Source organism: Streptosporangium sp. NPDC048886, from assembly GCF_055586905.1.
This window is the reverse complement of sequence record NZ_JBVJHH010000017.1, coordinates 163,288-181,327: the sequence shown is the minus strand read 5'-3', so window position 1 is coordinate 181,327 and position 18,040 is coordinate 163,288. Positions and strand designations below refer to the sequence as shown.

At 71.6% G+C, this 18,040-nt stretch carries 14 protein-coding genes; 11 read left to right on the top strand and 3 right to left on the bottom strand.

What is annotated here, in order from left to right:
- Positions 1 to 19 precede the first annotated feature (19 nt).
- On the top strand, positions 20 to 613 hold the full coding sequence (locus ACZ6R6_RS22580; RefSeq protein WP_470096197.1) for a helix-turn-helix domain-containing protein: 594 nt from the start codon (positions 20 to 22) through the stop codon (positions 611 to 613).
- A gap of 34 nt (positions 614 to 647) precedes the next feature.
- Positions 648 to 1,880 (top strand): MFS transporter, encoded by a 1,233-nt coding sequence (locus tag ACZ6R6_RS22575; RefSeq protein WP_470096195.1) that lies wholly within the window; start codon positions 648 to 650, stop codon positions 1,878 to 1,880.
- A gap of 115 nt (positions 1,881 to 1,995) precedes the next feature.
- Here the strand turns inward: ACZ6R6_RS22575 and ACZ6R6_RS22570 are convergent, their stop codons facing one another.
- Complete coding sequence (locus ACZ6R6_RS22570; protein ID WP_470096193.1) at positions 1,996 to 2,697, bottom strand: MBL fold metallo-hydrolase; 702 nt, start codon at positions 2,695 to 2,697, stop codon at positions 1,996 to 1,998.
- 245 nt (positions 2,698 to 2,942) lie between these two features.
- Between ACZ6R6_RS22570 and rho the strand changes: the two genes are divergently transcribed.
- Complete coding sequence (rho, locus tag ACZ6R6_RS22565; RefSeq protein WP_470096191.1) at positions 2,943 to 4,085, top strand: transcription termination factor Rho; 1,143 nt, start codon at positions 2,943 to 2,945, stop codon at positions 4,083 to 4,085.
- 114 nt (positions 4,086 to 4,199) lie between these two features.
- On the opposite strand, the gene ACZ6R6_RS22560 is transcribed toward rho, so the two are convergent.
- Complete coding sequence (locus ACZ6R6_RS22560) at positions 4,200 to 4,724, bottom strand: hypothetical protein (RefSeq protein WP_470096189.1); 525 nt, start codon at positions 4,722 to 4,724, stop codon at positions 4,200 to 4,202.
- Between the two features lie 94 nt (positions 4,725 to 4,818).
- On the opposite strand from ACZ6R6_RS22560, the gene ACZ6R6_RS22555 reads away from it, so the two are divergent.
- Positions 4,819 to 5,649 (top strand): putative RNA methyltransferase, encoded by an 831-nt coding sequence (locus ACZ6R6_RS22555; protein ID WP_470096187.1) that lies wholly within the window; start codon positions 4,819 to 4,821, stop codon positions 5,647 to 5,649.
- Positions 5,650 to 5,825: 176 nt separating this feature from the next.
- Positions 5,826 to 7,592: a prolyl oligopeptidase family serine peptidase gene (locus ACZ6R6_RS22550; protein ID WP_470096185.1), complete on the top strand. Its 1,767-nt coding sequence runs from the start codon at positions 5,826 to 5,828 to the stop codon at positions 7,590 to 7,592.
- Between the two features lie 29 nt (positions 7,593 to 7,621).
- On the opposite strand, the gene ACZ6R6_RS22545 is transcribed toward ACZ6R6_RS22550, so the two are convergent.
- Positions 7,622 to 9,160 (bottom strand): PP2C family protein-serine/threonine phosphatase, encoded by a 1,539-nt coding sequence (locus ACZ6R6_RS22545; RefSeq protein ID WP_470096183.1) that lies wholly within the window; start codon positions 9,158 to 9,160, stop codon positions 7,622 to 7,624.
- 120 nt (positions 9,161 to 9,280) lie between these two features.
- On the opposite strand from ACZ6R6_RS22545, the gene ACZ6R6_RS22540 reads away from it, so the two are divergent.
- The 6 genes from ACZ6R6_RS22540 (at position 9,281) to ACZ6R6_RS22515 (ending at position 17,833) form a co-directional block, all read left to right on the top strand.
- On the top strand, positions 9,281 to 13,459 hold the full coding sequence (locus ACZ6R6_RS22540) for a HAMP domain-containing protein (protein ID WP_306860833.1): 4,179 nt from the start codon (positions 9,281 to 9,283) through the stop codon (positions 13,457 to 13,459).
- Between the two features lie 3 nt (positions 13,460 to 13,462).
- Positions 13,463 to 14,095: a response regulator gene (locus ACZ6R6_RS22535; RefSeq protein ID WP_306860835.1), complete on the top strand. Its 633-nt coding sequence runs from the start codon at positions 13,463 to 13,465 to the stop codon at positions 14,093 to 14,095.
- 557 nt (positions 14,096 to 14,652) lie between these two features.
- Positions 14,653 to 14,820 (top strand): hypothetical protein, encoded by a 168-nt coding sequence (locus ACZ6R6_RS22530; RefSeq protein WP_470096181.1) that lies wholly within the window; start codon positions 14,653 to 14,655, stop codon positions 14,818 to 14,820.
- A 25-nt stretch (positions 14,821 to 14,845) separates the two neighbouring features.
- Positions 14,846 to 15,391, top strand: coding sequence for a MauE/DoxX family redox-associated membrane protein (locus tag ACZ6R6_RS22525; RefSeq protein ID WP_470096227.1), 546 nt, complete (start codon positions 14,846 to 14,848; stop codon positions 15,389 to 15,391).
- A gap of 10 nt (positions 15,392 to 15,401) precedes the next feature.
- Positions 15,402 to 15,932 (top strand): TlpA family protein disulfide reductase, encoded by a 531-nt coding sequence (locus tag ACZ6R6_RS22520; protein ID WP_470096179.1) that lies wholly within the window; start codon positions 15,402 to 15,404, stop codon positions 15,930 to 15,932.
- 92 nt (positions 15,933 to 16,024) lie between these two features.
- Positions 16,025 to 17,833, top strand: coding sequence for an ABC transporter ATP-binding protein (locus ACZ6R6_RS22515; protein WP_470096177.1), 1,809 nt, complete (start codon positions 16,025 to 16,027; stop codon positions 17,831 to 17,833).
- Positions 17,834 to 18,040 lie beyond the last annotated feature (207 nt).

Sequence of the window (18,040 nt, the reverse complement as noted above, 5' to 3'; positions counted from 1 at the left end):
CGTATACGGAACGAAAGCCGTGCTGCACGATAGCCTCATGGAGTCCGGCGCACAAAATCCCCATCCCGCCCAGGAAGCGAGAACACCGGGCGTAGGCCAGCGGATCCGCAGGTTGCGTGAGGAGCGCGGCATATCGCTCTCTGAGCTGGCCCGGCGCGCGGGCATCGGCAAGGCCACGCTCTCCGGCCTGGAGAACGGCACCCGCAATCCCACGCTGGACACGCTCTGGGCGGTCACCGCCCAGCTCGGCGTGCCGCTGGCGCTGGCCGTGGGGGAGAGCGGCCCCGTCCCTCACGGCACCGCCGTGGAGGGCGTGCTGCTCCAGGTCTTCGAGGACGAGTCCGTCACCTACGAGCTCTACCGGCTGACGATCCCGGCGGGGGCCACGCAGGTCTCCCCCGCCCACCACGAGGGCGTCACCGAGCACATCACGGTCTTCGCCGGAGTGCTGAGCGCCGGCCCGCGGGACGCCCCCCTCCAGGCCGGACCGGGCGAGCATCTCACCTGGCGCTCAGACGTCCCGCACGTCTACTCGGCGGTCGGCGGCCAGGACGTCCACGCCAGCCTGCTCATGCGCTACCCCCGCCGCCGGCCATCGCGAGAACCCCAATAAATTCTCAAAAATCCCTAAAAGTAATATTGGCCTCATGACACCACGGTCCACGGCAGTGCTGTTCTGGGCCACCGGTGTGCTGGCCTACGTCATCGCGGTCTTCCACCGCCAGTCCCTCGGCGTCTCCAGCATCGAGGCCGCCGCGCGGCTCGGTGTCGGCGCGGCCGGGCTGTCCACCCTCGCCATGCTGCAGCTGCTGGTCTACGCGGCCATGCAGGTGCCCGTCGGAGTCCTGGTCGACCGGCTCGGTTCCAAGCGCATGCTCGTCGCCGGAGCCGCCGTGATGGCCTGCGGCGAGCTGGTCTTCGCACTGTCGGAGGGGCTGCTCACCGGGATCGCCGGCCGGGCGCTGATCGGCTGCGGCGACGCCATGACGTTCATCAGCGTGATCCGGCTGGTCAACCTCCACTTCTCGGCCCGCCGCAACCCGTTGATGGTCCAGCTCACCGGACTGATCGGGCAGTTCGGCGCGATCGCCTCCGCGGTGCCGCTGATCCAGTCCCTGCACACCTACGGCTGGACGGCCACCTTCCTGGGCGCCGCGGGCCTGGGCGTGCTGTCGGTGCTGCTGCTGCTCACGGTACTGCGCGACTCCCGCCCGGAGCGGACGGGACAGCCCCCCAGCCTGAAGGCCGCCTGGGCCGAGCCCGGCACCCGCCTGGGCATGTGGACCCACGCGGCCACCCAGTGCTCGGCGGCCGCGTTCCTGCTGCTGTGGGGCTACCCGTTCCTGGTCCAGGGGCAGGGCCTCGCCCCCGCCACGGCGGGCGTGCTGCTGTCCACGCTGACCCTGTGCGGCATGGCCTGTGGACCGCTGCTCGGCTATCTCGCTGGGCGCTTCCCCTTCCACCGCTCCCGCATGGTGCTCATCGTGATCGGCACCACCGCCGCGGCGTGGACCGCCGTGCTGGCCTGGCCCGGCCGCGCGCCGCTGTGGCTGCTCGTCGTGCTCGTGGTGGTGCTCGCGGCCAACGGCCCGGGGTCGATGATCGGCTTCGACTACGCCAGGACCTTCAACCCGGCCGCCCGGATCGGCGCGGCCACCGGCATCGTGAACGGCGGCGGCTTCGTCGCGAGCGTGTCGGTGATCGCCCTGGTCGGCGCCACCCTCGACCTGGTCGGGGGGACCGGCCTGGAGGCGTTCCGCTGGGCCTTCGCCGTGCAGTATCCGATCTGGGCGCTGGGCGCGGTCCAGGTCCTCCGCTACCGGGGAAAGGCCCGGCGCCTGCTGCTCTCGGCCCAGCCGAGCGCCCAGCCGAGCGCCTAACGAGCGACTGGCGAGCGCCCGGACGGCGAGCGCCTGCCCGGCGGGCCCGTACGGCGAGCGCCCACCGGTCGGAGCCGGGACGCACGCCTGGCGGCGGCCACCGGCGGGAGCCGGGCTACGCCTGGCGGGGGGCCACCGGAGAGAGCACGGTGAAGGGCTCGGCGAAGTGGGCGGTGGCGATCATCCCCCGCTCGGCCCTCACCCGCTCCAGCAGCTCCGTCCGCGTCGCGGCGGCGAGCACGGGATCGGCGTCGTAGAGGTAGGTCACCGCCGGGTCGGCCAGCTGCACCGGATGCAGCACCACGTCACCGGTCAGCACCAGCTCGCCCACCTGGACGACCTGGTGGCCCGGGGTGTGCCCCGGCGTGTGGAACACCCGGATGCCGGGCAGCACGTCCGCCTGGCCGTCCACCACCTGCACCCGCTCGCCCAGCGGCCGGACCACGTGGTCGAGGACCGCCTCGGCGGCCGCGTCGATCTCGGTCCGCTGGAAGACGTGCCGGGCGTTGGGGAAGACGGGCACCCCGCCGATCACGGCCCCGCTCGCGTGGTCGCTGTGCAGGTGCGTGATGACCACCGCGTCCACCTCCTCGGGGGCCACCCCCACCCGGGCGAGCTCGGCGCCGAGCACTCCGGGGACCGGCGCCCAGCTCGCCGCCGGCGAGTCCTCCGGGCCGATCCCGGTGTCCACCAGCACGGTCCTGCCCACCGCGTCACGCAGCAGGTAGCAGTGGAAGTGCAGGATCCATTCGTCGGACTCCCCGTGACAGCCGCCGGGGAACATCTCCGGCAGCGGACGCCTGATCGAGTCCCCCATCGGTCCTACGGCATCACACAGCGGGAACACTTCGACGCCCCCGACTGTTATGGACTGATGTGGCATCCGGTCTCCTGTTCGGCACGGATTGACGGTGCTACCGTAATGGTGGGCGTGACGCACTGCAGGCTGAGCCGCGTGCGATGATCCGCCCCTTTTACTCCACTTTTTACCGCATCTGCTCCGGCACGCGGTTCCCCCCTGCGAGAGGTCGGCCATGACCTTTCGCCTGTGAAAGGTCCCTTATGACCACCGAAACCACCACCCGAAAGCGTCCGCGCCCTCCGCAGCCGCGTGAGAGCGACGCCTACACCGAGACCGTGGCCGGCCTGCTCGACGTCCGCGACAAGACCGGCTACCTCCGCACCCGCGGCTACCTCGCCGGCCCCGACGACGTACGCGTGCCCCACGCCCAGATCAGGCAGTACGGCCTGCGCCCCGGCGACCACGTCGTCGCCACCGCCCGCAAGCCGTACGAGAGGCTGGTCGAGGTGGAGAGCGTCAACGGCTCCACCGACTGGCGGCGGCGGCCCGACTTCGCGGACATGACGCCCATCCACCCGCGCGAGCGGCTCCGCCTGGAGACCGAGTCGGTGACCACCAGGGTCGTCGACCTGTTCGCGCCGGTCGGCAAGGGTCAGCGCGGCCTGATCGTCGCCCCGCCGAAGGCGGGCAAGACCATGGTCCTGCGGGACCTGGCCGCCGCGATCACCCGCAACCATCCGGACTGCCATCTCATGGTCGTGCTCGTCGGCGAGCGCCCCGAGGAGGTCACCGAGATGCGCGAGTCCGTCCACGGCGAGGTGGCCGCCTCCACGTTCGACCGCCCCGACCGCGACCACACCGCCCTGGCCGAGCTCGCCGTCGAGCGCGCCAAGCGCCTCGCCGAGAGCGGCCGCGACGTCGTCGTCCTGCTGGACTCCCTGACCCGTCTCGGCCGCGCCTACAACAACCTCGCCCCCGGCGGCGGGCGCACCCTCGCCGGCGGCCTCGACGCCGCGGCCCTGCTCCCCCCGCGCCGCTTCTTCGGCGCCGCGCGCAACCTCCGCGACGGCGGCTCGCTGACGATCCTCGCCACCGCCCTGGTCGAGACCGGCTCCCGGATGGACGACAACCTCTTCGAGGAGTTCAAGGGCACCGGCAACATGGAGCTGCGCCTCAGCCGCGCCCTCGCCGAGAAGCGCCTCTACCCCGCCGTCGACCTCGACGCCTCCGGCACCCGGCGCGAGGAGATCCTCCTCGACCCGCGTGAGCACCAGCTCACCTGGCGGCTGCGCCGCACCCTGAGCGGCCTGGACAGGCAGCAGGCGCTGGAGCTCCTCACCGACCGGCTCCGCGAGACCCCCTCCAACGCCGCCTTCCTCCAGCAGGTCCAGCGGACCACCTGACCCCGGCGGGTCCGGCCCGTTCCGCACGGGCGACCCGCGCGGCGGCCGGCCGGTCCGGCGACCACGGCGCCTGGCGACCACGGGCGCCGCGCGGGCGCATGACCGGCGGCCGCGCTAGCGGGGCCAGTTGGCGATGTCCTCCTCCCGGATGGCGTCGACGTGGCAGTGGGAGGTCGCGCGCCTGCCGCGGTCCAGGACGCAGACCTTGACGTCCACCCGGGTGACCTCACCGTCCGAGGAGAGTCTGAAGGCGTCGCCCGCGCGGCAGGTCGAGCGCGGCCGCGCCCAGCCCGTGCCGCCGCCGACGTAGTGGAACCGGGCGCGGATGTAGGCGCAGTGGTCGCGGTGGGGGTCACGGTCACGGAGCGTGCCGGACACGGTGAACGTCTCGGCGCTGAAGTCCGTGATCCACACGTCCGCGGCGGCGTGGCCGGAGTGCCCGGCGGCCGACCGCACCGGTCCCCAGTGGTGCTTCACGCCCGCGGCGGCGGCCGCGGCGGGGCTCGCAGCGGTGTCCGCGAGCGCCGCCGGGCCCGCGGCGCCGGCGTGCGCGGGCGCCGTCGCGAGCAGGGGCGCCGCGAACAGGGCCGCCGCGAGCACGGACGCCGGCAGCCCGCCGGTGAAAGATCTCTTCCTCATGCCTCCGAGTTATAGGACCGGCGGCTTGTAGCGTCCTTGCATCCCACTGGCACCGGTGGAGCGCCGCGCGTCCCGGAGGCGGGATGATGAGGGGATGCTGGCCGACGTCGTCGAATACCTCGCCTGCCCGGTCTGCGGAGCCGGGTTCGACCTGGACGAGCGGGTTCTCCGCTGCTCCCAGGGGCACTCCTTCGACATCGCCCGGCAGGGATACGTCAGCCTGCTGACCGGCTCCCAGGCCCCCGGCACGGCCGACAGCGCGGCCATGGTGGCCGCCAGGGAGGCGTTCCTCGGGGCGGGGTATTTCGGTCCCCTTGCGGAGGCGGTCGCCGGAGCGTGCCGTACCGGCGCGGAGGTGGTCGCGGACGCGGGCGCGGGGACGGGCCACTACCTCGCCGGGGCCCTCGACCGACTCCCGGGGGCCGTCGGGATCGCGCTGGACGTGTCCAAACACGCGATCAAACGGGCCGCGCGGGCGCATCCCCGGCTGGGGGCGGTGGTGGCCGACGTGTGGCGGCCGCTGCCCGTCGGGGACGGCACGGTCGACGTGATCCTCAACGTGTTCGCCCCCCGCAACGGGGCGGAGTTCGCCCGGATGCTCAGGGCCGACGGCCGGTTGATCGTGGTCACGCCGACGTCGCGGCACCTCCAACCGCTGGTGGAGCGGCTGGGGCTGCTCTCGGTGGACGAGTCGAAGGAGCGGCGGGTGGCCGAGAGTCTGAGCGGCCGCTTCGTCGAGACCGGGCGGAGCGTTCACGAGTTCGGGATGACGCTGGGGCGCGGGGCGGTCGAGGCCGTCGTGGGCATGGGGCCGAGCGCCTGGCACACCGATCCGGAAGTCATGCGGAGAAAAGTGGCGGAGCTTCCCGAAGTAAGCGATGTGACTGCTTCTTTCCGCATGTCTATCTTTCAGCCCCGCCCCTGATCAAGCGATGTGCTTGACAGCCACCTTCGGGACGCATGTTACTAATGTGGTATTTAGCCCGAAATTCCCACACATTAACTAAGCAAATTGGGGGTGGAAGCGACATACTGGACGGCAATCCGGCGAGCCCGCGCCTGGACGCGTGAAGCGAACGTCTTGACGGAGGGAAGCGCCATATGAAGGCGGAGGAGCGCTGGCAGGCCAGGTTCCGGGCGCCGCGCGTGACGCTGCCCGTGTGGGCGCGTCAGGCTCCGGCCCGCGCCGTCTACCGCAGCAACGCCTCCGGCGCGTGGGAGATCTACGCCTGGGACCGGTCGACGGGGATCGTCCGCCAGGCCACCACCCGGCCCAAGGGCACCTCGCACGGCACGATCGACCCCACCGGCCGGTGGATCTGGTGGTTCTCCGACACCGACGGCGACGAGTGGGGCGGCTGGATGCGCCAGCCCTTCACCGGCGGCCCCGACGAGCCGATCGACCTCGACCCCGGCTACCCGTCGGGGATCGCGCTGGCGGCGACGGGCGAGGCCGCGGTCGGCGTCGCCAGGCCCGGCGAGGGTTTCAAGATCTATGTCGTACGGCCCGGCGGGTCCGTCCGGCTGATCTACGAGCACGCCGAGGCCGCCTCCGTGGCCGCCATGTCCCTGGACGGCTCGCTGGTCGCGATCAGCCACAGCGAGCACGGCGACTCCCGGCACCCCGCGCTGCGCGTGCTCCGGCAGAACGGCGACGTCGTCGGCGACCTGCGCGACGGCCCCGGCAGAGGCGTCCTCGGCCTGCGCTTCGCGCCCGTCCCGGGCGACCGCCGGCTGCTGACCCTGCACGAGCGCAGGGGCCGCCGCGAACCGCTGGTCTGGGACCCCGAGAGTGACGAGCAGCGGGAGATCTGGCTGCGCGACCCCGGGGAGATCACCGCCGACTGGTACGACGACGGCCGCTCGCTGCTCGTCGTCCGGGCCAACCGCGGCCGCACCCATCTGCACCGCTACGACCTCGCCGGCGGCCGGCTCTTCCCGATCGAGACCCAGCACGGCGTGATCGACGCCGCCGCGCCCCGCCCCGACGGCTCGGTGGAGTACTCCTGGTCCAGCGGCGCCCACCCGCCGATGATCCGGTCGAGCAACGGCCACGTGGTGATGAACCACGGCGGCCCGACCTCGCCGCCGTCCGTCCCGGTCGAGGACGTGGACGTGGAGGGCCCCGGCGGGCGCATCCACGCCCTGGTGTCCCGGCCCGACCGCGGCTCGGGACCGTTCCCGACGATCTTCCTGCTGCACGGCGGGCCGACCTCGCAGGACGACGACTCCTTCGTGCCGCAGGTGGCCGCGTGGGTGGACCTGGGCTTCGCGGTCGTGCGGGTCAACTACCGGGGCTCCACCGGCTACGGCTCGGCCTGGCGGGACGCCCTGATCGGCGAGGTCGGCCACATCGAGCTGTCCGACGTGGCCGCCGTCCGGGACGTCATGGTCGAGCGCGGCGTCGCCGACCCGGACCGGCTCGTGCTGTCGGGCGCCTCCTGGGGCGGCTATCTCACGCTGCTGGGCCTGGGCACCCAGCCCAAGGTGTGGGCGGCCGGCATCGCCACCGTGCCCATCGCCGACCATCTGGCCACCTACGAGGAGGAGACCGAGGCGCTGCGGGCCTACCACCGCGCGCTGCTCGGCGGCTCCCCGGCCGAGCAGCCCGAGCGCTACGCCAACTGCTCGCCGATCACCTACGTCGACCAGGTCGAGGCGCCGCTGCTGATCCTCGCCGGGGAGAACGACCCGCGCTGCCCGATCGGGCAGATCGAGACCTACGTGTCCCGGCTCGCCGCGCGCGGCCACGAGCACACGGTCTACCGCTACGACGCCGGCCACGGCTCGCTGGTCGTCTCCGAGCGGATCGCGCAGATGTCGGCCCAGCTCGAATTCGCGCGCAGGCACGTCAAGACGGAGATGTGACACCGCGGCGCCGCCGGGAGCCGAGTCGTCTATCGGGCGCGCAGGACCACGATCGCCATGTCGTCGGCGCTCGGCTCGGGGGCGAAGTCCTGGACCGCCCGGCGGATCCGCTCCGCGACCGCCCGCGCCGACAGGCCCACGCACTCGGCGAACAGCTTGGCCAGTCCCCCCTCGTCGTCGAGCAGCCGGCCGTCCTGGCGCCGCTCGGTCACCCCGTCGGTCACCGCGAGCAGGACGTCGCCGTGGTCGAGGTGGACGAGCTCGGCCTTGAAGGTCGCCTCGGGGAAGACCCCCAGCAGCGACTGGGAGGTCACCACCGTGTCCACGACGCCGGTGGGCCGCAGCCGCAGCGCCTCGGGATGGCCGGCGGAGACCAGCCACACGTCCAGCCCGGTGGGCACGGGCTTGATCTCCCCGTGCAGCAGGGTCAGGAAGCGGGCCCGCTCTCCCTCGTCCAGGATCGCCTGGTTGAGCCGGTCGAGGACGGCCGCCACGCCGTATCCCTCCCGGGCGAGCAGGCGCAGGGTGTGGCGGGCCAGGCCGGTGACCGCGGCGGCCTCGGGGCCGGTGCCGCAGACGTCGCCGACCGCGAACCGCCAGGAGCCGTCACCGGCCGCGAACAGGTCGTAGAAGTCACCGCCGACCTCGTTGGTCTCCCCCGCGGGCTCGTAGACCACGGCGGGGTCGAGCCCGGGGATCTCGCCCGGCTCGTTGGGGGGCAGCAGGCTGCGCTGCAGCGCCCGGTTGGCCGCCGCCTGGGTGGCGTAGAGCCGGGCGTTGTCCATGGCCAGGGCCGCGCGGCGGCCGATGTCCTCGGCGTACTGGAAGACGTCCTCGGCGAACCGGTCCGGCCGCCCCAGGCACATCGCCCCCAGCGACCGCCCCCGCGCCAGCAGCGGGATGACGAGCATCTGCGAGTCGCCGAGCTGCATGGAGCCGCCGGCCTGCGGGATCCGGGCCGTGGCGAGCTCCTCGCGCAGTCCGTCGATGCGCCGCTCGTCGGTGTGCCAGAGGTAGGCCGGGCGCTGCGGGCCGCTCCCGTCGCTCCAGGTGTAGACCGCGCACCAGGTGGCCAGCCGGGGCACGACGATCTGGGAGATGATCGCGGGCACCATGTCCGGGTCGAGGGTGCCGGCCAGCAGGTCGCTGGCGTCGGCGAGGAAGCCCATCCAGATCGGTCCCCGGGTCGGCTCCTCGATGGACCACTCCGCGGCCACCCGCTCGGCGGAGCCGGGCAGCGGCAGCCGTGCCCAGTCGGTGCGCAACTCGCCGGAGAAGGTGACGCCCCACTCTTCGACCGGCGCGGCCGGGCCGCTGGGGACCCCCTTGGGGACGCCCCGCTGCCGGACCTCGATCTGGACACCGTCTCCCAGATGGCTCCAGACGACCTCGAGCGGCACCTCGGCCGCCTGCCCGACGAGCTCCCCCGCCAGCCGCTCCGCCACGTCGAGCACGGACGCGGCGGCCCAGGCGGTCATCACCTCTCTGGTGAAACGCCGGGCTGCGGGGACGGCCGTGTCTCCTGGGGCGAATGTCGCGGCCAGGACGGCTCGGGGAGCGTTGGTCACTGTTCCGTGCCTACCACACTTCGCGCCCGCATGGGGTAATTCGAAGGCGGGACTGCGGGTTGCGCACCGTGACAGACTGGGATGACTCGCGGCTGCGCCCCCGGGAGTCAAGGAGGTCTTATGACCACGGCCAACACCGTGCCCGACGTCGAGGAGCGACGTTACAGCGAATCGGATCTCAAGCCGATTCTTCAGACACTCATCACCTGGCGCGACGGTGACTTCCGCCGCCGGGTGCCGCATGCTCCTCCCGGGATCCTGAGTGAGATCCGCCTGCTGCTCAACGAGGTCGCCGACCGCCGTGAGCACCTGGCCAACGAGCTGCACCGGGTCCGCCGCGAGGTGGTGAAGGAGGGCCGCTTCAGCGAACGCCTGACCGCGGGTCCGGGCGTGGGTTCCTGGGCGGAGAGCGTCGACTCGGTGAACTCGCTGATCGACGCCCTGGTCGGGCCGGTCAGCGGCGCGGCGGACGTGATCGACGCGGTCGCCAAGGGAGATCTGTCCCGGCGGATCGACCTCGACCGGAGGGCACGGGGCGAGGTGCGCCGCCTCGGCAAGGCGATCAACGGCATGGTCGACCAGCTCTCCCTGTTCACCTCCGAGGTGACGCGCGTGGCGCGCGAGGTCGGCACCGAGGGCCGGCTGGGCGGCCGGGCGAACGTGCGGGGCATGTCGGGCAGCTGGCGTGACCTCACCGAGGCCGTGAACACCATGTCCAGCCGCGTCTCCGCCCAGGTCCGCGACATCGCGCTGGTCACCACCGCGGTGGCCAGGGGAGACCTGAGCCGCAAGGTCACCGTCGACGCGGTCGGCGAGATGTTCGAGCTGAAGAACACCGTCAACACGATGGTCGACCAGCTCTCGGCGTTCGCCGAGGAGGTCACCCGGGTGGCGCGCGAGGTCGGCACCGAGGGCGAGCTGGGCGGCCAGGCCCAGGTGCGCGGCGTCTCGGGCGTGTGGAAGGACCTCACCGACAACGTCAACGTCATGGCGAGCAACCTGACCACCCAGGTCCGGGCCATCGCGGCGGTGTCCACGGCGGTGGCCCAGGGCGACCTGTCCAAGAAGATCACCGCCGACGCCCAGGGCGAGATCCTCCAGCTCAAAGACACCCTCAACACCATGGTCGACCAGCTGTCGATGTTCGCCGACGAGGTCACCCGGGTGGCCCGCGAGGTCGGCACCGAAGGACAGCTCGGCGGCCAGGCCCGCGTCCGCGGCGTCTCGGGCGTGTGGAAGGACCTCACCGACAACGTCAACTCCATGGCCAACAACCTGACCTACCAGGTGCGCAACATCGCCGAGGTCACCACCGCCGTCGCCAACGGCGACCTGACCCGCAAGATCGACGTGGACGCCCAGGGCGAGATCCTCGCGCTCAAGACCACCATCAACACCATGGTCGACCAGCTGTCCTCCTTCGCCTCCGAGGTGAGCCGCGTCGCCCGCGAGGTCGGCTCCGAAGGTCAGCTCGGCGGCCAGGCCCAGGTGCGCGGCGTCTCCGGCACCTGGAAGGACCTCACCGACAACGTCAACGTCATGGCCAACAACCTGACCACCCAGGTGCGCCAGATCGCGGCGGTCTCCACGGCGGTGGCCCAGGGCAACCTGTCCAAGAAGATCACCGCCGACGCCCAGGGCGAGATCCTCCAGCTCAAAGACACCCTCAACACCATGGTCGACCAGCTGTCGATGTTCGCCGACGAGGTCACCCGGGTGGCCCGCGAGGTCGGCACCGAAGGACAGCTCGGCGGCCAGGCCCGCGTCCGCGGCGTCTCGGGCGTGTGGAAGGACCTCACCGACAACGTCAACTCCATGGCCAACAACCTGACCTACCAGGTGCGCAACATCGCCGAGGTCACCACCGCCGTCGCCAACGGCAATCTCACCCGCAAGATCGACGTCAACGCCCAGGGCGAGATCCTCGCGCTCAAGACCACCATCAACACCATGGTCGACCAGCTGTCCTCCTTCGCCTCCGAGGTCACCCGGGTGGCCCGCGAGGTCGGCTCCGAGGGCAAGCTCGGCGGCCAGGCCCGCGTCGAGGGCGCCGAGGGCATCTGGAAGCGCCTCACCGAGAACGTCAACGAGCTGGCGGGCCGCCTGACCACCCAGGTCCGCGCGATCGCCGAGGTCACCACCGCGGTCGCGACCGGCGACCTGACCCGCTCGATCACCGTCGACGCCGGCGGCGAGATCGGCGAGCTGAAGGACAACATCAACACGATGGTGTCGGTGCTGCGCGACACCACCAAGGCCAACCAGGAACAGGACTGGCTGAAGTCCAACCTGGCGCGGATCTCCCGTCTCATGCAGGGCCACCGCGACCTGATGGAGGTCGCCAAGCTGATCATGAGTGAGCTGACCCCGCTGGTCTCCGCCCACTACGGCGCCTTCTACCTGGCCGAGCCCACCGGCGACCACGACCTCTACCTGATCGCCGGATACGGCGCGCGCCCCGGCTCGAAGATCCGGCAGCGCTTCTCGGTCGGCGAGGGGATCGTGGGACAGGCCGCGTTCGAGGGCAAGCGGATCATCCTGGAGAGCGTCCCGGCCCGATACCTCACCGTGGACACCGGCCTCAGCTCCTCCGCCCCGGCCCAGATCGTCGTGCTGCCGATCCTGTTCGAGACCCAGGTCCTGGGCGTCGTGGAGCTGGCCTCCTTCAGCCACTTCGGCGAGGTCCACCACGACTTCATGACCCAGCTCGTCGAGACCATCGGCGTCACGATGAACACGATCATCGCCAACTCCCGGACCGAGGACCTGCTGACCGAGTCGCAGCGCCTCACCACCGAGCTCCAGGAACGCTCCGACGAGCTCCAGCGCCAGCAGGAGGAGCTGCGCCGCTCCAACGCCGAGCTGGAGGACAAGGCCGCGCTGCTGGCCAAGCAGAACCGGGCCATCGAGATCCAGAACTTCCAGATCGAGCAGGCCCGCCGGACGCTGGAGGAGCGTGCCGAGCAGCTCGCGGTCTCCTCGCGCTACAAGTCCGAGTTCCTGGCCAACATGTCCCACGAGCTGCGCACCCCGCTCAACAGCCTGCTCGTGCTGGCCAAGCTGCTCACCGAGAACGCCGAGGGCAACCTCACCGTCCAGCAGGTGGAGTTCGCCCGGACCATCCACGGCGCCGGCTCCGCCCTGCTCCAGCTGATCAACGACATCCTCGACCTGTCCAAGGTCGAGGCCGGGCGGATGGACATCCACCCCCAGCAGATCTCCCTGCCCAAGCTCGTCGACTACTTCGAGGCCACCTTCGCGCCGCTGGCCCAGGACAAGGGGCTGTCGTTCGCGGTCGAGGTCGACCCGTCGATCCCGCAGGAGCTCCGCACCGACGAGCAGCGCCTGCAGCAGGTGCTGCGCAACCTGCTCTCCAACGCGATCAAGTTCACGCCCAAGGGCGAAGTACGGCTGCGCGTGATCCACGCCCAGCGTGCCGTGACCTTCGTGGACGACACCCTGCGCGGCGCCGACGGCATCCTGGCCTTCGAGGTGGTGGACACCGGCATCGGCATAGCCGCCGACAAGCTGGAGGTCATCTTCGAGGCGTTCCGCCAGGCCGACGGCACCACCAGCCGCAAATACGGCGGGACCGGCCTGGGCCTGTCCATCTGCCGCGAGATCGCCCGCCTGCTCGGCGGCGAGATCCACGTGGTCAGCGAGGTGGGCCAGGGGAGCACCTTCACCCTCTACCTGCCGCCGTCCTACGGCGGACCGCTGTCCTCGCGCGACGGCGGAGCGGCCGCGCCCAACTCCCCGCCGCGCAGCCAGACGCTCATCGGGGTGCTGGAGGAGCCCGACGACCTGCCGGAGCTGGCGCTGCCGGAGGACATGCCGGTCCCGCACTTCCCGCAGGAGGAGGCCCAGGCGTGGAAGGGCGGTGACGACCCGCTCACCGGCGCCAAGATCCTGATCGTGGACGACGACATCCGCAACGTCTTCGCCCTGACCAGCGTCCTCGAACGGTACGGCTCCACGGTGGTCTACGCCGAGAACGGCCGCGAGGGCATCGAGCAGCTCGAACGCAACGAGGACGTCGCGCTGGTGTTGATGGACATCATGATGCCCGAGATGGACGGCTGGGCCACCACCTCCGCCATCCGCCGGATGCCGCAGTTCGCCGATCTGCCGATCATCGCGCTTACCGCTAAGGTCATGCAGGGCGACCGGGAGAAGAGCATCGCCTCCGGTGCCTCCGACTACGTGCCCAAGCCCGTGGACGTCGACCGCCTGCTCGAACGTCTGCGCGGCTGGCTCACCCGGGGCAAGCCGGCCGGTGACTCCGACGAAGGGGCGTGATCAATGCCTGAGCGAGCGAAAATCCTCCTGGTGGACGACCGGGAGGAGAACCTGATCGCGCTCGAGGCAATCCTCAGCTCCCTCGACCTGATACCCGTCCGGGCCAGGTCTGGCGAAGAGGCGCTCAAAGCCCTGCTCAACACCGAGTTCGCGCTGATCCTGCTGGATGTGCGCATGCCGGGGATGGACGGATTCGAGACCGCCTCCCACATCAAACGCCGCGAGCGCACCCGCAACATCCCGATCATCTTCCTGACCGTGGTCGACAGCGCCCCCGACTACGCCTTCCGCAGCTACGCCGCCGGGGCCGTCGACTACCTCACCAAGCCGTTCGACCCCTGGGTGCTCCGGGCCAAGGTCGCGGTGTTCGTCGAGCTCTACAACATGAACCGCCGCCTGGCCGAGCAGGCGTCCATGCTCCGCGAGCGCCTGGCCGCCGAGCTGCCGCCGGGCGAGGCGTCCGACCAGGCGGCCGTGCTCCCCGAGCTGTCCAGGCGCCTCACCGCGGTCGAGGACGAGCTCGCCCGAGTCAGCGAGCTGGCCCGCAAGGCCAACGACCCGAGCCTCGCGGGCCCGCTGTCCGACCTGGCCCACCGCCTCAGCCACCTCAGGGCGGGCCTGGACGCCCTCACCTGAGCACGACCGCGTCCGGACGGGCCTCGCGTGGCACGGCGCGCGGCCCCCGCGAGGCGTGGGCACAGTCGTTTCCATGCCGGGCCCGGGCCGTCGGTTCACCGTGGCCGATCCAGACATGTCAGGCCGCGGTGACATGGCCGGCTCATCGCCGGCTCCAACCGGACACGCCGTCGGCATGGCGCCGCCCGCGGGGCTCCGCCGATCGCCCACGAGAGCAGATCACGGCTGGGTGAGCGCGCACCGGGACGAGGCCCGACAGGCCGCCTCCGCGGGGAGGATTTTTTGGTGAGCCCGACTCCAAGGCACCTGTCCGAAATTAGCTATAAAAGACGCCCAGAGCAGGCCGTGGTCGCTCCGCGGGCAGATGTCAAGATCAGAAACTGTCGAAGCGCAACCGCCGGTGTGGCGATCTTCACCATTATTCTCCGATCTTGGTCCGGATTACGGTGCAGGCGCCAACGAGCAATGATCACCGACTCCGGCGGCACGGAGATGGCGCGCAACGCTCGATGACCAATCGGTGTCGATCACACCTTCGGCTCGACAGAGGAGATCTCATGATCCGTTCCCTCGGCAAACTGGGCGACCGCCTACTCGACAGGCTGCTCCCCACGACCTCCGCGACCGCTGAAACGTGCTGGGACGAGACGAAGTGGGTCGGGTACAGCGTACGCCGGACGTGCTGCATCGCCGCCGGCCGCACGGCCTGCACCCCCTGGCGCTGACCGAGACTCCGGCTGAGTGACCGTCATGCAGTACGTGGCGCTGGCCTGCCGATGCGCCCTGGGCGTCGTCTTCCTGGTGGCGGTGTTCGGCAAGGTACGCGGCCGGGAGTCCTTCCTCGCCTTCCGCGCCTCCGTGCCGGACATGGTCCCGCTCCCCACCGGCGGGGTGACGCCGCTGAGCGTCGCGGTGATCCTCGCCGAGGCGTGCGTCGTCGTACTGCTGACGGTCCAGTGGACGGTGCCGGCCGGTTTCGTGCTGGCCGGCGCCGTACTGCTGGCGTTCTGCGCGGGCATCGCGCGGGTCGTGCGCTCCGGTTCCCGGACCTCCTGCCGCTGCTTCGGCGCCACGGCGACCCCGCTGAGCGGCAGGCACCTGATCCGCAACACGGGCCTGCTCGCCGTCACCGCGACGGGAGGCGTGGCCCACCTGCTCACCGCACCGGGTGACGCGCATCCCGCGGGCGTCGCCATCGCGATGGCCGGCGCCGGTGTGCTCGCCCTGGCCGTCGTCTTCTTCGACGACCTGGCCGACCTGTTCGCCGGGCCGCCGCCCGCTCCCGGGCACCTGTGAGGGGATCTCGATGCCGTACCTTGCCGTCGCCGTCGTCTTCGTCGGAGCCCTGTGCGCCGTCAACCTCCTGCTGACCCTGGCCGTCATCCGCCGCCTCCGCGAGCATTCGGCCCAGCTCGCCAACGGCCGGTCGACGAGACCGCCACTCGTGGCCTCCGGCACCGCGCTGCCCGGGTTCACCGCCGCCGCCTCCGACGGCACCCCCGTGTCACAGGACTTCTTCACCGGGCCGACACTGGTGGGGATGTTCTCCACCACCTGCGCCGCCTGCCACGAGCGGCTGCCCGAGTTCACCACCTGGGCGGGACAGCTGGGGCCCGGACGCGCGCTGGCAGTGGTCACGGGCGACCCGGAGGACGCCGGCGTGTTCATCGCCGCTCTGGCTCCGGTGGCTCCCGTGGTCGTCGAACCGCCGGACGGTCCGCTGGGCCGGGCGTTCCAGGTGTCGTTCTTCCCGACCTTCTATCTCGTCGACGACCGCGCGGTGATCACCGCCGCGGCGGACGCCCCGGACAAGCTGCCACTGGCGGCGCGCACGTGAGGGAGCCCGGCAAAGAGGACTCGGGGACCGGGTCCCTTCTCCACCGCGGGCGGGTGGCGGGCGAGCTGGCCTGGCAGGCCCAGCCTGCCGCCGTGGCTGGTTCGCTGGTGGTGGTGCTGCTCATGGGGGCGGCGCCGGTGGCGACCGCCTGGCTCACCAAACTGGTTCTCGACGGGCTGGCCGGCGACGGGGGCCGGAGCGGCCTGCTCCCGCTCGCAGCCGCCCTCGGGGTGGCGGGTCTGGCTCTGGTCGTCCTGCCGCATGTTTCCGAGTACCTCACGGGGCAACTGCACCGGGGGCTCCAACGACTGATCTACGACCGGCTGTTCCGGGCCGTCAACGCCGACCCCGGGCTCAGCCGCTTCGAGAACCCCTCCTTCCACGACGAGCTGCGGCTGGCCCACGAGGCCGGCCAGAACGCCCCGCAGCAGATCGTCGGCTCGTCCCTGGCGATCTGCCAGGGCCTCCTGACGCTGCTGGGGTTCATGGCCACGCTGACCGTGCTCAGCCCGGTCATGGTCGTCATCGTCATCGCCGCCGCGCTGCCGTCGGCCAGGGTGCAGCTCGCGCTGAGCCGCCGCAGGGCCCGCACGATGTGGGGCATCAGCTCCAACACGCGTCGCCAGATCTTCTTCAGCGCCCTCCTCACCAGCCCCGACGCCGCCAAGGAGGTGCGGCTGTTCGGGCTGGGTGACTTCCTGCGCACCCGGATGCTCACCGAGCTCGGGACCGTCAACGAGGCCGAACGGGATCTGGACCGGCGGACGCTGCGCAGCCAGGGGCTGCTGTCCCTGCTGGGCGCCGCCGTCGCGGCCGGTGGCCTGTTCTGGGCCGTGCTGGCCGCCACGGCGGGAGGTCTGAGCGTCGGGGACGTCTCGGTGTTCGTCGCCGCCGTCGCCGGCGTGCAGACGGCCCTGACCTCGATCGTCGGCCAGTGGGCGAGCGCGCACAACGCCCTGCTGATGTTCGGGCACTACCTCGGTGTCGTCCAGGCCGATCCCGGTCTCCCGGTACCCGCGGAGCCCACCGCGCCGCCCCCGCTGCGAGAGGGCATCGAGCTGCGCGACGTGTGGTTCCGCTATGACGACGAGCACCCCTGGGTGCTGCGGGGGGTTGACCTCCTCATCCCGCACGGCCAGGCCGTCGCCCTGGTCGGCCTGAACGGGGCGGGCAAGAGCACCCTGGTCAAGCTGCTGTGCCGGCTGTACGACCCGGTCCGCGGCTCCATCCACTGGGACGGCGTCGACCTGCGTGACATGCGCCCGGCCGACCTGCGCGAACGGATCGGCGTGGTGTTCCAGGACTACATGTCCTACGACCTCACCGCCGGCGAGAACATCATGCTGGGCGACCTGGCCGCGGGCGCCGATCCGGAGCTCGTCCGGACCGCCGCCCGGCGCGCCGGGATCCACGACACGCTCGCCGACCTGCCGAAGGGTTACGACACGCTGCTCAGCCGGATCTTCTTCGGTGACGACGAGGACCAGCAGGCCGGGGTGGTGCTGTCGGGCGGGCAGTGGCAGCGGCTGGCGCTGGCCCGCGCCCTGATGCGTCACCACCGGGACCTGCTCATCCTCGACGAGCCGAGCTCCGGCCTGGACGCGGAGGCCGAGCACGCCGTCCACCTGGGACTGCGCCGGCACCGGGCAGGCCGTACCAGCGTCCTGATCTCACACCGGCTCGGAGCGCTACGGGAGGCGGACCTCATCGTCGTGCTGAGCGAGGGGAAGATCGCCGAACGCGGCTCCCACCGCGAGCTCATGGCGCTGGGAGGCGAGTACGCGCGGCTGTTCACCCTGCAGGCCAGCGGCTACGAGCCCACCTCCGCCGGCTCCGCGGAAGGCTCCGCCGAGGAGAGCATGAGCACGGCCGCGCCCGGCTCCCGCCCGGCCATGGGGTGACCCTCACGGGCCCGCGACCGGATCCCGGTCCTGCCGCAAGCCCGGTATTCGAGGTGGGACCTGTGGACCGCCTTCACCGGAGGCGCAGGCGGTCCTGTGAGCCGCCGGCCGCGCCCCGCGACAGCGGGCACCGTGCCGCCGGGGCAGTCGGAACAGGTTCACAGGACCACTTCAGGAGTCAGCTCCAGCCGCCCGGCACCGGCCGGG

Bases quoted from the DNA above. Each gene is read 5' to 3' on its own strand.
- ACZ6R6_RS22575 (WP_470096195.1), top strand. From the start codon at position 648: ATGACACCACGGTCCACGGCAGTGCTGTTCTGGGCCACCGGTGTGCTG.
- ACZ6R6_RS22570 (WP_470096193.1), bottom strand. From the start codon at position 2,697: ATGGGGGACTCGATCAGGCGTCCGCTGCCGGAGATGTTCCCCGGCGGC.
- rho (WP_470096191.1), top strand. From the start codon at position 2,943: ATGACCACCGAAACCACCACCCGAAAGCGTCCGCGCCCTCCGCAGCCG.
- ACZ6R6_RS22560 (WP_470096189.1), bottom strand. From the start codon at position 4,724: ATGAGGAAGAGATCTTTCACCGGCGGGCTGCCGGCGTCCGTGCTCGCG.
- ACZ6R6_RS22555 (WP_470096187.1), top strand. From the start codon at position 4,819: ATGCTGGCCGACGTCGTCGAATACCTCGCCTGCCCGGTCTGCGGAGCC.
- ACZ6R6_RS22550 (WP_470096185.1), top strand. From the start codon at position 5,826: ATGAAGGCGGAGGAGCGCTGGCAGGCCAGGTTCCGGGCGCCGCGCGTG.
- ACZ6R6_RS22540 (WP_306860833.1), top strand. From the start codon at position 9,281: ATGACCACGGCCAACACCGTGCCCGACGTCGAGGAGCGACGTTACAGC.
- ACZ6R6_RS22535 (WP_306860835.1), top strand. From the start codon at position 13,463: ATGCCTGAGCGAGCGAAAATCCTCCTGGTGGACGACCGGGAGGAGAAC.
- ACZ6R6_RS22530 (WP_470096181.1), top strand. From the start codon at position 14,653: ATGATCCGTTCCCTCGGCAAACTGGGCGACCGCCTACTCGACAGGCTG.
- ACZ6R6_RS22525 (WP_470096227.1), top strand. From the start codon at position 14,846: ATGCAGTACGTGGCGCTGGCCTGCCGATGCGCCCTGGGCGTCGTCTTC.
- ACZ6R6_RS22520 (WP_470096179.1), top strand. From the start codon at position 15,402: ATGCCGTACCTTGCCGTCGCCGTCGTCTTCGTCGGAGCCCTGTGCGCC.